The organism is Modestobacter sp. Leaf380, from assembly GCF_001424485.1.
GTDB lineage: Bacteria > Actinomycetota > Actinomycetes > Mycobacteriales > Geodermatophilaceae > Klenkia.
In genome coordinates, this window is record NZ_LMQC01000022.1 from 142,470 (window position 1) to 154,767 (window position 12,298).

Below are 12,298 nucleotides of genomic sequence, written 5' to 3' on the forward strand. Positions count from 1 at the left end.
CGCCGGGCTCATCGGTTGGGCGGCGCCGGGTGGGGGAAGGGGAGGGGCGTGTCCGCCCAGCCCGATCGAGCCGCCCGGTTGGAGGCCGCGGTCGAGCGGGACGGCCCCACGTGCGTGTGGTGCGGGCGCACCTTCGACCGCTGGGTGCGGCCCACCACCGAGCACGTGGTGCCCCGGGTCCGCGGGGGACCGTCCTGGGCGGAGAACGAGGTCGCCGCGTGCAGCCGCTGCAACGCCGAGCGCGGGCACCGCGGGGCCGTCGAGTGGCTGGAGGAGTGCCGGGCGCGCGGCTGGTCCCCGGACGCCGAGCGGGTCGCCCGGGCGCTGGAGTCCCTGGCCGTCGCGGTGGCGCAGCGGGGCGGGCAGCGCCGCGCCCGGCCGCACCTGGACGCCCAGCTCCGGCGCCTGCGGGCCGGGTAGCGTCGCTGCCGTGGCCGCACGGGTGGAGGGCATCTGGGTGCACCCGGTGAAGAGCCTGGCGCCCGTGGACACCGCCGTCGTGCAGGTGACCCCGGCCGGGCTGGCAGGCGACCGCACCCGCACCGTGGTCGACGTCGCCACCGGGGAGCGGTTGCGGGAGAAGACCGCCCCCGGCCTGGGCGCCGTCGTCCCCACCGGCGACGACGAGGCCGACGCCGCCGCGCTCACCGCTCTGCTGGGCCGCCCGGTGCGGCTGGCCGAGGCCGACGCGCCGCAGGTCATGGTGGCCGCGGTGCACCTGGTCAGCCGGCAGGCCCTGGAGCGCGCCGCCCGGGGTGACGTGCCCGCCGGGTGCTCGGCGGCCGACCCCCGGGCCAACCTGGTCCTGGACCTGCCCGGGGACGACGAGCGCGACTGGGTCGGCCGCGAGGTCGCGGTCGGCGGGGCGGTGCTGCGGGTCACCCGCACGCCCCGGCACTGCCTGGGCGTGTACGCCGAGGTCACGACGCCGGGACGGGTCTCCGTCGGGGACGCCGTCGCGCCGGTCTGACCGCTGGCGCCCGGCCACTACGCTCGCAGGAGCCCGAACACCCCGATCGTCAGGAGCCCCCTGTGTCTGCCGCGCCCGCCGAACCCGCCGTCGTCACCGTCCGGGTGCCGGCCGGGACCACGGCCACCCAGGCGCTCAAGGACGCCGGCGTCCCGCTCAAGGGCGCCGACGCCGCTGTCGTCGTCCGGGTGGACGGCGAGCTCAAGGACCTGGCCTGGGTGCCCGACGCGGACACCGACGTCGAGCCGGTCGCCGCCTCGAGTCCCGACGGCCGGGCGGTCATCCGGCACTCGACCGCCCACGTGCTGGCGCAGGCCGTGCAGGACCTGTTCCCCGGCACCCGGCTGGGCATCGGCCCGCCCGTGGAGAACGGCTTCTACTACGACGTCGACCCGGAGCGGCCCTTCACCCCCGAGGACCTGCAGGCGATCGAGAAGCGCATGCAGGCCATCGTCAAGGAGGGCCAGTTCTTCGCCCGCCGCGAGATCAGCGACGACGACGCCCGCGCCGAGCTCGCCCACGAGCCGTACAAGCTCGAGCTCATCGGCCTCAAGGGCGGTGCCGGTGAGGCGGCGGAGGGTGCCGACGTCGAGGTGGGCGGCGCCCAGCTCACCATGTACGACAACCTCGACCCCAGGTCGAAGGAGCGGGTCTGGACCGACCTGTGCCGGGGCCCGCACCTGCCCCGCACCTCGGGCATCCCGGCCTTCGCGCTGACCCGGGCAGCGGCCGCCTACTGGCGCGGCAGCCAGAAGAACCCGCAGTTGCAGCGGGTGTACGGCACCGCGTGGGAGTCCAAGGACGCGCTGAAGGCCCACCAGGAGCAGCAGGCCGAGGCCGAGCGCCGCGACCACCGCAAGCTGGGCACCGAGCTGGACCTCTTCAGCTTCCCCGACCAGGTGGGGTCCGGGCTGGCGGTGTTCCACCCCAAGGGCGGGATCATCCGGCGCGAGCTGGAGAAGTACAGCCAGCGGCGGCACGAGGAGGCCGGCTACTCCTTCGTCAACACCCCGCACATCACCAAGGGCCAGCTGTTCGAGACCTCGGGCCACCTGGACTGGTACGCCGAGGGCATGTACCCGGCGATGCAGCTGGACGAGGAGCGCGACAGCGAGGGCGTCGTCCGCAAGCAGGGGCAGGACTACTACCTCAAGCCGATGAACTGCCCGATGCACAACCTGGTCTTCGACTCCCGCGGCCGGTCCTACCGTGAGCTGCCGCTGCGGCTGTTCGAGTTCGGCACCGTGTACCGCTACGAGAAGTCCGGGGTCGTGCACGGGCTGACCCGGGCCCGCGGGTTCACCCAGGACGACGCGCACATCTACTGCACCCCCGAGCAGATGGCCGGTGAGCTCAAGGCGCTGCTGGACTTCGTGCTGGGCCTGCTGGCCGACTACGGCCTCAGCGACTTCTACCTGGAGCTGTCCACCCGGAACCCGGAGAAGTCCGTGGGCACCGACGAGAGCTGGGAGCGGGCCACCGAGGCGCTGCGCCAGGCCGCCGTCGACTCCGGCCTGGAGCTGGTCCCGGACCCGGGCGGCGCCGCCTTCTACGGCCCGAAGGTCTCGGTGCAGGCCAAGGACGCCATCGGGCGCACCTGGCAGATGTCGACCATCCAGGTCGACTTCAACCTGCCCGAGCGCTTCGGCCTGGAGTACACCGCCGCCGACGGCTCCCGGCAGCGACCGGTGATGCTGCACCGGGCGCTGTTCGGCTCGATCGAGCGGTTCTTCGGCGTCCTCACCGAGCACTACGCCGGTGCCTTCCCGGCCTGGCTCGCCCCGGTGCAGGTCGTCGGCATCCCGATCACCGACGAGCAGGTGCCCTACCTGACCGAGGTCGCCACCCGGCTGCGGGCCCGGGGCCTGCGGGTCGAGGTCGACGACTCCGACGACCGCATGCAGAAGAAGATCCGCACCGCCTCCAAGCAGAAGGTGCCCTTCGTGCTCATCGCCGGCGCCACCGACGCCGAGGCCGGTGCGGTGTCCTTCCGCTACCGCGACGGCAGCCAGCGCAACGGGGTGCCCGTCGACGAGGCCGTCGAGGCGATCGCGGACTGGGTGGCCCGGCGCCGCAACGACGACCCGACCGCCCCCGTGGCGGAGTCGGTCGAGAGCACCGCGTGAACCCCGACGAGGGCGGGCCCACGACGGTCTTCGAGCAGCTGTGGACGCCCTACCGGATGGCCTACATCAAGGGCGAGGGCAAGCCCACCGGTGACCACGACTGCCCGTTCTGCCTGATCCCGGCGATGACCGACGAGGACGGCCTGGTGGTGGCCCGCGGCGAGACCGTCTTCGTGGTCCTCAACCTGTTCCCCTACAACGCCGGGCACCTGATGGTGGTGCCCTACCGGCACGTGGCCGACTACACCGACCTGACGACGGGCGAGGTCGCCGAGCTGGGTGACCTCACCCAGACGGCGATGCGGGTCGTCCGCGAGGTCAGTGGGGCCCACGGCTTCAACATCGGGATGAACCAGGGCTCGGTCGCCGGCGCCGGCATCGCCGACCACCTGCACCAGCACGCGGTGCCGCGCTGGGGTGGGGACACGAACTTCATGCCGGTCCTCGGTCTCACCCGGGTGCTGCCGCAGGTGCTGGGGGAGACCCGGCAGCTGCTGGCCGACGCCTGGCCCACCCCGCCCGCTCCGCCCACCCCGCCCGCCCCCGAGGCCGGCTGATGCTGGGGGTCAACCTGCGCCCGGCCGTGGCCCGGGTCTGGGCACCCGTCGTCCGGACGCTGCTCGCGGCCGGCGTCACCGCCGACGCGGTGACGGTCGTGGGCACCGTCGGCGCGGTCGTGTCGGCGGTGTTCGTCATCGGCAACGGGGTGCTCTTCTGGGGTGCCTTCGCGGTGACGGTGTTCGTGCTGCTGGACATGCTGGACGGCGCCCTTGCCCGGGCGCGCGGCGGCGGGTCGGTGTTCGGCGCGGTGCTGGACTCCACCGGCGACCGGGCCGCCGATGCCGCGGTCTTCGCCGGGCTGGTGTGGTGGTTCTCCGGCGAGGGCGACAACCGGATGGTCGTGTGGCTGTCGCTGACCTGCCTGGTGCTCGGCGTGCTGACCTCCTACGTCAAGGCCCGGGCCGAGGGCATGGGCCTGACCTGCGACGTCGGCCTGGTCGAGCGCACCGAGCGGCTGATCCTCATCCTGGTCGGCACCGGGTTCACCGGTCTGGGCATCCCCTACGCCCTGCAGGTCTGCCTGTGGCTGCTGCTCATCGGCTCCACGATCACCGTCGGCCAGCGGTTCGCGACGGTCTACCAGCAGTCCCGCGGCCAGGCACTCCCGGTCACCCCGCCCACCCCGTGAGCCGCGTCGACGTCGCCCGCGAGCGGCTGGTCGACGCCGGGTACGCGGCCGGCTGGGGCGCGGTCAAGGCGCTGCCCGAGCCGGTCGCACGGGCGGTGTTCGACCGGGCCGGGACCTGGGCCGCGGGGCGGCAGGGCCGGGGCGCCCGCCAGCTGCGGGCCAACCTGGCCGTCGTCACCGGGCTGGGCGGCACCGAGCTGGACACGCTCACCGCCGACGGGCTGCGGTCCTACGCCCGGTACTGGATGGAGGCCTTCCGGCTGCCCACCCTGGGCGTGCCCCGGCTGCTGGCCGGCACCACCGTCGTGGGCACCGAGCACCTGGAGGCCGCCCGGGACGCCGGGCGACCCGTCGTCCTGGCACTGCCGCACAGCGGCAACTGGGACGCCGCGGGTGTCTGGTTCGTCGACTGGCTCGGCGGGCCGTTCATGACCGTGGCCGAACGGCTGCGCCCCGAGCAGCTCTACGAGCGGTTCCTGGCCTACCGGGAGTCCCTGGGGTTCCGGGTGGTCCCGTTGACCGGCGGGGAGCGGCCCAGCTCGACGCTGCTCAAGGAGTGGCTGGGCGCCGGGCGATCGGCGTGCCTGCTGGTCGACCGCGACCTGTCCGCCTCCGGCATCCCGGTCACCTTCTTCGACCGCCCGACCACCATGCCCGGGGGGCCGGCGCTGCTGGCGGCGCAGACCGCCGCGGCCCTGCTGCCGGCCGTCTCGCACTTCGACGGGACGGGGTGGCGGCACACCGTGCACCCCGAGGTCGACGTGCACGGCCCGGGCCGGCTGCGCGACCGGGTGCACGCCGGCATGCAGGGCGTCGCGGACGCCTTCGCCGTCAGCATCGCCGAACGCCCGGTGGACTGGCACCAGCTGGGCCGGATCTGGGCCGACGTCCGCCCGGAGCCGGCCCGGTGAGGATCGGCCTGGTCTGCCCCTACCAGTGGGACGTGCCCGGCGGCGTCCAGTACCACGTGCGGGACCTCGCGCAGACCCTGCGCGGGATGGGCCACGAGGTCGAGGTGCTGACCCCGGCCGAGCACGAGGAGAACGTGCCCGACGAGCACGTCACCTGGGCCGGGCGGGCCAACCCGGTGCCCTACAACGGCTCGATGGCCAGCTGGCAGTTCGGCCCCGTCTCGGCCGGCCGGGTCCGGCGCTGGCTCCGGGACGGGCGCTTCGACGTCGTCCACGTGCACGAGCCGGCGCCGCCGTCGGTGTCGCTGCTGGTGTGCGTGCTGGCCCGCGGGCCGATCGTGGCGACCTACCACGCGGCGGCGACCCGGTCGCTGTTCCTCTCCGCCTGGGGCCCGGTGGTCCGGCCGTGGCTGGAGAAGATCTCCGGGCGGATCGCGGTCTCGGACTTCGCCCGCCGGCTGCAGGTCGAGCACCTCGGGGGGGACGCCGTCGTCATCCCCAACGGGGTGCACGTGGGCGCCTTCGCCGAGGGGCCGTCGCTGCCCGGGTACGCCCGGGGGAGCGGTGCCCCGACCGTGGGGTTCCTGGGCCGCTACGACGAGCCGCGCAAGGGCCTGCCGGTGCTGCTGGAGGCCATGCGCACCGTCGTCCGGGAGTGTCCGGGAGCCCGGCTGCTGGTCGCCGGCCGCGGGGACCCCGACGAGCTGCACGCGCTGCTGGGCCCCGACCTCGAGCCGTCGGTGACGCTGCTGGGCGAGCTGGCCGAGGCCGACAAGGCGGCGTTCCTGCGCTCGGTGGACGTGTACTGCGCTCCGAACCTGATGGGCGAGAGCTTCGGCATCGTGCTGGTGGAGGCGATGGCCGCCGGTGCCCCCGTGGTCGCCGCGGACCTGGACGCCTTCGCCCGGGTGCTGGAGGACGGCACCGCCGGGGTGCTGGTCCGCCGCGGGGACGCCACCGCGCTGGCCCGGGAGCTCATCGCGCTACTCGCCGACCCCGAGCGGCGGGCCGCGCTCGCCGCCGCCGGGCACCGCCGGGCCGCCGACTACGACTGGACGACGCTGGCCGGGCAGATCCTCGCCGTCTACGAGACGGTCGCCCCACCGGGGGCGGCCGTCGTCACCACCGAGGACGACGACGACCTGCCGGCGGCACCCCCGACGGACCGCTTCCTGCCGCGCTGGCTGCGGCGCAGCACCGAGGCCTGACCAGCGGGTCCGCCCGTGGGCCGGGCGGGCGGAGGTAGCGTCCTGACACGTGACGTCGACGAGCTGGACCCTGCTGCTCGTCGGCGTGGCGCTGGTCCTGCTGCTGGCCTGGGTCGGGTTCACCCTGACCCGGTTGCGCCGGCTGGACCGCCGGGTGGGCCGGGCGTGGGACGTGCTGGACGCCGCGCTGGCCCGGCGCTGCGAGCTCGTCGCCGGCATCGCGCGGGACCGGGCCCAGGAGCTGGGCGCAGACCCCACCGCCGCCCTGGGCGCCGCGGTCGCGGCCTGCCGCCGGCCCGCGGGCGGTGACCGGGAGGTCGCCGAGAACCGGCTGGGCCGGGTGCTGCGCGAGCTGCCGGGCGCCGTCCGCGCCCCGGAGCTCGACGACGCCGGGTGGCGGGTCGGGCTGGCCCGCCGCTTCTACAACGACGCCGTCCGGGACACCCGCGCGCTGCGGCGCCGGCCCGGGGTCCGGGTGCTGCGGCTGCACGCCGCCCGGCCGCTGCCCCGGTTCTTCGACATCGACGACGGCCTGGACGCCGTCGTGGGCACCGCGGGCCCGGCGGACCGGCACTGACACGTGCCTACGATGGGTCGCCCACAACCCTCCTGACTTGAGGCCGCACCGTGTCTGAGCACGTCGAGAACAGCACCCCCGCCGGCACCGGCACCGACCGCGTCAAGCGCGGCATGGCCGAGCAGCTCAAGGGCGGCGTCATCATGGACGTCGTCGACGCCGCACAGGCCCGGATCGCCGAGGACGCCGGCGCCGTGGCCGTCATGGCCCTGGAGCGGGTGCCCGCCGACATCCGCGCGCAGGGCGGCATCGCCCGGATGAGCGACCCGGACATGATCGACGGCATCATCGCCGCGGTGTCCATCCCGGTGATGGCCAAGGCCCGGATCGGGCACTTCGTCGAGGCGCGCGTGCTGGAGAGCCTGGGCGTGGACTACATCGACGAGTCCGAGGTGCTGAGCCCGGCCGACGAGGCGCACCACATCGTCAAGAGCGACTTCACCGTGCCCTTCGTGTGCGGTGCCACCGACCTGGGCGAGGCGCTGCGGCGCATCTCCGAGGGCGCGGCGATGATCCGCTCCAAGGGCGAGGCCGGCACCGGCAACGTCGTCGAGGCCACCCGGCACATGCGCGCGATCCGCGCCGGCATCCGCCGGCTGTCGACCCTGGACGAGACCGAGCTGTACGTGGCGGCCAAGGAGCTGCGCGCCCCCCACGACCTGGTCCTCGAGGTCGCCCGCACCGGCAAGCTCCCGACCGTGCTGTTCACTGCCGGCGGCATCGCCACCCCCGCGGACGCGGCGATGATGATGCAGCTGGGCGCCGACGGTGTCTTCGTCGGCTCGGGCATCTTCAAGTCCGGCGACCCGGCGCAGCGCGCGGCCGCCATCGTGCAGGCCACGACCTTCCACGACGACCCGTCGGTCATCGCCAAGGTCAGCCGCGGGCTGGGCGAGGCCATGGTCGGCATCAACATCTCCACGCTCCCGGCCGACCAGCGGTTCGCCGACCGCGGCTGGTGAGCGCACCCCGCATCGGGGTCCTCGCGTTGCAGGGCGACGTCCGGGAGCACCGCGCCGTGCTCGAGGCGCAGGGCGCCCGGACGTCGCCCGTCCGGCGACCGGAGGAGCTCGAGGGCCTGGACGGCCTCGTGCTCCCGGGCGGTGAGTCCACGACCATCGCGAAACTGGCGCACCGGTGGGGGCTGCTGGAGCCGCTGCGCGCCGCGGTCCGTGGTGGGCTGCCGGCGTACGGCTCGTGCGCCGGGATGATCCTGCTCGCTGACCGGTTGCTGGACGCCCCGGAGGACCAGCAGACCATCGGCGGGCTCGACGTCACCGTGCGGCGCAACGCCTTCGGCCGGCAGGTCGACAGCTTCGAGTCCGAGGTCGACGTCGCCGGTGTCCCGGGCGGCCCGGTGCACGCGGTCTTCATCCGCGCGCCCTGGGTCGAGGAGGCCGGAGCGGGCGTGCAGGTCCTCGGCCGGGTCTGCGGTGGACCGGCCGACGGTAGGATCGTCGCGGTCCGCCAGGGCAGCGTCGTCGCCACCAGCTTCCACCCGGAGCTCACCGGTGACACCCGGCTGCACCGGCTCTTCGTCGAGCTGGTGCGCGCCGCCGCCTGAGCGGAGGAGACGTGTGGACGGCGCCGACGACGGCGCCACCAGGTGAGGAGCAGCGATGAGCGGCCATTCCAAGTGGGCGACGACCAAGCACAAGAAGGCTGGCATCGACGCCAAGCGGAGCAAGCTCTTCGCGAAGCTGATCAAGAACATCGAGGTCGCGGCGCGCACCGGCGGCGGTGACGTGCAGGGCAACCCGACGCTCTTCGACGCCGTCCAGCGCGCCAAGAAGTCCTCCGTCCCGATCGACAACATCAACCGGGCGGTCAAACGTGGCGCGGGCCTGGAGGCCGGTGGCGTCGAGTACCAGGGCATCACCTACGAGGGCTACGCCGCCGGCGGTGTCGCGGTGCTCATCGAGTGCCTCACCGACAACAAGAACCGCTCGGCCATGGAGGTCCGCACCGCCATGACCCGCAACGGCGGTTCGATGGCCGACCCCGGCTCGGTGTCCTACATGTTCAGCCGCAAGGGCGTCGTGGTCGTGCCCTCGACCGGCACCAGCGAGGACGCCGTCATGGAGGCCGTGCTGGACGCCGGCGCCGAGGAGGTGCGCGACCTCGGGGACACCTTCGAGGTGGTCAGCGAGCCCACCGACCTGGTCGCCGTCCGCACGGCGCTGCAGGACGCCGGCATCGACTACGACTCCGCCGAGGCCGCCTTCGTGCCCAGCGTGCAGGTCGAGCTCGACGAGGACGCCGCGGGCAAGGTCTTCCGGCTCATCGACGCCCTCGAGGACTGCGACGACGTGCAGAACGTCTACGCCAACTACGACGTGTCCGACGACGTCATGGAGAAGATCGCCGCCGACGCCTGAGCGGCGCGCCGCGCCGCGCTGGGGGTCGGACCCGGTTAGCGTTCCTCGAACACCTGTTCGCAGACGGAGGGGCTCCCAGTGCGCGTGCTCGGCATCGACCCGGGGCTGACCCGGTGTGGCTGGGGCGTCGTCGACGGCCGGCCCGGGCAGCGGCCCACCGCCGTCGGGGTCGGGGTGGTGCGCAGTGACGCGGACCTGGCGATCGAGCTGCGGCTGCTGGAGCTGCACACCGCGGTGACGGCACTGGTCCGCGAGCACCAGCCCGACGTGGTCGCGATCGAGCGGGTCTTCCACCAGAACAACAAGGGCACCGCCACCGGCACCGCGCAGGCCGCGGGGGTGGCCGCACTGGCCGCCGCGCAGGCCAGCCGGCCGGTCGCCTGGCACACGCCCAGCGAGGTCAAGGCGGCGATCTCCGGCAACGGCCGGGCCGACAAGGAGCAGGTCACGATCATGGTCACCCGGGTGCTGGGCCTCACCGAGGCGCCCCGACCCGCCGATGCCGCCGACGCGCTGGCGCTGGCGGTCTGCCACGTCTGGCGCGGGCCGACCCAGGACCGGCTGCGGGTCGCCGCGCTGGCCTCGGGTGCCGGGGTCGGGCAGGTCGTGGAGAAGCTGTCCACCGCCCCCCGGCCCGCGGTCCGGCAGAGCCGTTGGCAGGGCATCGGCAGTGGTGGGGTGTACCGGTGATCGCCAGCGTCGCGGGCCGGGTCGCCGCCGTCTCCCCGGACGGTGCCGTGGTCGAGGTGGGCGGGATCGGGCTGGCCGTGCAGTGCACCCCCGGCACCATCGCCCGACTGCAGGTGGGGGAGGACGCCCGGCTGAGCACCAGCCTGGTCGTCCGGGAGGACTCCCTCACCCTCTACGGCTTCGCCGACGACGACGAGCGGCAGCTCTTCGAGCTGCTGCAGACCGCCAACGGCGTCGGCCCCCGACTGGCCCAGGCCGTGCTGGCCATCCACCCCCCGCGCGAGGTGCGCCGCGCCGTCACCACCGGGGACCTCAAGTCCCTGATGCAGGTGCCCGGCATCGGCAAGAAGGGTGCCGAGCGCCTGGTGCTGGAGCTGCGCGACCGGCTCGGGGTGGGGTCCGGGGACGTCAGCCTGGACGCCGCCACCGCCGCCGCGGGGGCCACCGGGCTGGCGGTGACCCCGGTGGCGCCGTGGCGTGACCAGCTGACCACGGCGCTGGTCGGGCTGGGCTGGAGCGTCCGGGAGGCCGACGGCGCGCTGGCCAAGCTGGCACCGGTCGCCGAGGAGCAGGTCGCCGACACCGGCAGCGTCGACGTCGCGGTCCTGCTGCGGCAGGCGTTGCGGATGCTGGGCCGGGCGTGACCGAGCCGACCTCGGACGCGAGCGCATGGGCCGGTGACGAGGAGCGCGTCGTCGAGTCCGCGCTGCGGCCGCACTCGCTGGCCGAGTTCGTCGGGCAGCCGAAGGTCGCCCGTCAGCTGGACCTGGTCCTGGAGGGTGCCAAGCGACGGGGGCGGCCACCGGACCACGTGCTGCTGTCCGGCCCACCCGGACTGGGGAAGACCTCGCTGGCGCTGATCATCGGCTCCGAGCTCGGCACCCCGGTGAAGATCACCTCCGGACCGGCGATCGAGCGCTCGGGCGACCTGGCGGCGATGCTGAGCAACCTCGCCGAGGGCGACGTGCTCTTCATCGACGAGATCCACCGGATCGCCCGTCCGGCCGAGGAACTGCTCTACATGGCGATGGAGGACTTCCGGGTCGACGTCGTCGTCGGCAAGGGGCCCGGTGCCACCGCGATCCCGCTGGAGATCGCGCCGTTCACCCTGGTCGGGGCCACCACCCGAGCCGGCCTGCTCACCGGGCCGCTGCGTGACCGCTTCGGCTTCGTCGGGCAGATGGAGTTCTACGACACCGCCGACCTGCAGAAGGTGCTGACCCGCTCGGCCGACCTGCTCGGCGTGCAGATCGACCCGGACGGCTCGGCGGAGATCGCCAGCCGGTCCCGGGGCACCCCACGGATCGCCAACCGCCTGCTGCGCCGGGTGCGCGACTACGCCGAGGTCCGGGCCGACGGCCGGGTCACCGAGGCCGTGGCCCGGGCCGCGCTGGCGCTGTACGACGTCGACGAGCTGGGCCTGGACCGGCTGGACCGCGAGGTGCTGCACGCGCTGGTCGTGAAGTTCGGCGGCGGCCCCGTCGGGGTGGCCACGCTGGCCGTGTCGGTGGGGGAGGAGCCGCACACCGTCGAGGAGGTGTGCGAGCCCTTCCTGGTGCGCGCCGGGCTGCTGGCCCGCACCCCTCGGGGGCGGGTCGCCACCGAGGCCGCGTGGCGGCACCTGGACCTGCCGGTGCCGCAGGGTGTCTGGCTGACGGGTGGGGCCGGTGGGGGCGCGAACGACCCGCCGTCGGACCGCGCGTCGTCCCCCACGCTCTTCGACGCCTAGACTCGTCCGCGCTGGTGCGCAACCCGACGTGGGTTCTGCGCGCCCTGCGCCGGTCGCGCCCCCCGGGCGGACCGCACCCGACGTACCCGAGTGACTGCCACCGTGCGGTCACGATGACCGCGCGAACGTGGCGCGGTGGAGAGGCACGACAACCGTGGAGCAGTTCTTCCCGCTCATCCTGCTGGTGCTGGCCTTCGCACTGCTCATCGTGCTGCCGGCCCGCCAGCGCAAGAAGATGGCCGCCAACGCGCAGGCCCTGCAGGAGAAGCTGACCGTGGGCACCCCGGTCATGCTCACCAGCGGCCTGCACGGCACCGTCGCCGGTCTCGGCGAGGGCACCGTGGACGTCGAGATCGCCCCCGGCGTCGTCGCCACCTTCGCCCGCCCGGCGATCATGGAGGTCCGCACGCCCGACGGTGCGGTCCTCGACGCCGCCGCCGGCGAGGTCGTGCCCCCCACGGCCGAGCGTCAGGGCATCGTCGACGGCGACGGCGACCCCTCCGACCGCAACCGCTGAGGC

At 74.3% G+C, this 12,298-nt stretch carries 15 protein-coding genes; all 15 read left to right on the plus strand.

Annotation, left to right across the window (positions count from 1 at the left end; translation table 11 throughout):
- Positions 1 to 48: 48 nt before the first annotated feature.
- The 15 genes from ASG41_RS19950 to yajC all read left to right on the plus strand — a co-directional run bounded on the left by ASG41_RS19950 (position 49) and on the right by yajC (position 12,295).
- A complete protein-coding gene (locus ASG41_RS19950; RefSeq protein WP_056299473.1) occupies positions 49 to 420 on the plus strand; it encodes an HNH endonuclease in 372 nt (123 codons plus the stop codon).
- 10 nt (positions 421 to 430) lie between these two features.
- Entirely contained in the window at positions 431 to 970 is a 540-nt protein-coding gene (locus tag ASG41_RS19955) for an MOSC N-terminal beta barrel domain-containing protein (protein WP_056299476.1), read from the plus strand.
- Positions 971 to 1,032: 62 nt separating this feature from the next.
- The gene (gene thrS, locus ASG41_RS19960) at positions 1,033 to 3,096 is read left to right on the plus strand and encodes a threonine--tRNA ligase (protein WP_056299479.1); all 2,064 of its coding nucleotides are present in this window, start codon (positions 1,033 to 1,035) and stop codon (positions 3,094 to 3,096) included.
- Positions 3,093 to 3,653 (plus strand): HIT domain-containing protein, encoded by a 561-nt coding sequence (locus tag ASG41_RS19965; protein ID WP_056299482.1) that lies wholly within the window; start codon positions 3,093 to 3,095, stop codon positions 3,651 to 3,653. Before thrS ends, ASG41_RS19965 begins: the two co-directional genes overlap by 4 nt.
- On the plus strand, positions 3,653 to 4,285 hold the full coding sequence (pgsA, locus tag ASG41_RS19970; protein WP_056299485.1) for a phosphatidylinositol phosphate synthase: 633 nt from the start codon (positions 3,653 to 3,655) through the stop codon (positions 4,283 to 4,285). Before ASG41_RS19965 ends, pgsA begins: the two co-directional genes overlap by 1 nt.
- Complete coding sequence (locus tag ASG41_RS19975) at positions 4,282 to 5,196, plus strand: phosphatidylinositol mannoside acyltransferase (RefSeq protein ID WP_056299488.1); 915 nt, start codon at positions 4,282 to 4,284, stop codon at positions 5,194 to 5,196. The genes pgsA and ASG41_RS19975 overlap by 4 nt, the downstream gene beginning before the upstream one ends.
- Complete coding sequence (locus tag ASG41_RS19980; RefSeq protein ID WP_056299490.1) at positions 5,193 to 6,404, plus strand: glycosyltransferase family 4 protein; 1,212 nt, start codon at positions 5,193 to 5,195, stop codon at positions 6,402 to 6,404. The genes ASG41_RS19975 and ASG41_RS19980 overlap by 4 nt, the downstream gene beginning before the upstream one ends.
- 49 nt (positions 6,405 to 6,453) lie before the next feature.
- Positions 6,454 to 6,981 carry a hypothetical protein gene (locus ASG41_RS19985; protein ID WP_056299492.1) on the plus strand — a complete coding sequence of 176 codons (528 nt, stop codon included), beginning with the start codon at positions 6,454 to 6,456 and terminating at the stop codon, positions 6,979 to 6,981.
- 50 nt (positions 6,982 to 7,031) lie between these two features.
- Positions 7,032 to 7,943 carry a pyridoxal 5'-phosphate synthase lyase subunit PdxS gene (gene pdxS, locus ASG41_RS19990; protein WP_056299496.1) on the plus strand — a complete coding sequence of 304 codons (912 nt, stop codon included), beginning with the start codon at positions 7,032 to 7,034 and terminating at the stop codon, positions 7,941 to 7,943.
- Positions 7,940 to 8,545, plus strand: coding sequence for a pyridoxal 5'-phosphate synthase glutaminase subunit PdxT (gene pdxT / locus ASG41_RS19995; RefSeq protein WP_056299499.1), 606 nt, complete (start codon positions 7,940 to 7,942; stop codon positions 8,543 to 8,545). Before pdxS ends, pdxT begins: the two co-directional genes overlap by 4 nt.
- A gap of 55 nt (positions 8,546 to 8,600) precedes the next feature.
- On the plus strand, positions 8,601 to 9,359 hold the full coding sequence (locus ASG41_RS20000) for a YebC/PmpR family DNA-binding transcriptional regulator (RefSeq protein ID WP_056299502.1): 759 nt from the start codon (positions 8,601 to 8,603) through the stop codon (positions 9,357 to 9,359).
- Positions 9,360 to 9,437: 78 nt separating this feature from the next.
- Entirely contained in the window at positions 9,438 to 10,049 is a 612-nt protein-coding gene (ruvC, locus tag ASG41_RS20005; protein ID WP_056299504.1) for a crossover junction endodeoxyribonuclease RuvC, read from the plus strand.
- A complete protein-coding gene (gene ruvA / locus ASG41_RS20010; protein WP_056299507.1) occupies positions 10,046 to 10,693 on the plus strand; it encodes a Holliday junction branch migration protein RuvA in 648 nt (215 codons plus the stop codon). Before ruvC ends, ruvA begins: the two co-directional genes overlap by 4 nt.
- Positions 10,690 to 11,778, plus strand: a complete 1,089-nt coding sequence (ruvB, locus tag ASG41_RS20015; protein WP_056299512.1) for a Holliday junction branch migration DNA helicase RuvB — start codon at positions 10,690 to 10,692, stop codon at positions 11,776 to 11,778. The genes ruvA and ruvB overlap by 4 nt, the downstream gene beginning before the upstream one ends.
- Before the next feature lie 154 nt (positions 11,779 to 11,932).
- Entirely contained in the window at positions 11,933 to 12,295 is a 363-nt protein-coding gene (gene yajC, locus ASG41_RS20020) for a preprotein translocase subunit YajC (protein ID WP_056299516.1), read from the plus strand.
- The last annotated feature ends 3 nt before the right edge of the window (positions 12,296 to 12,298 follow it).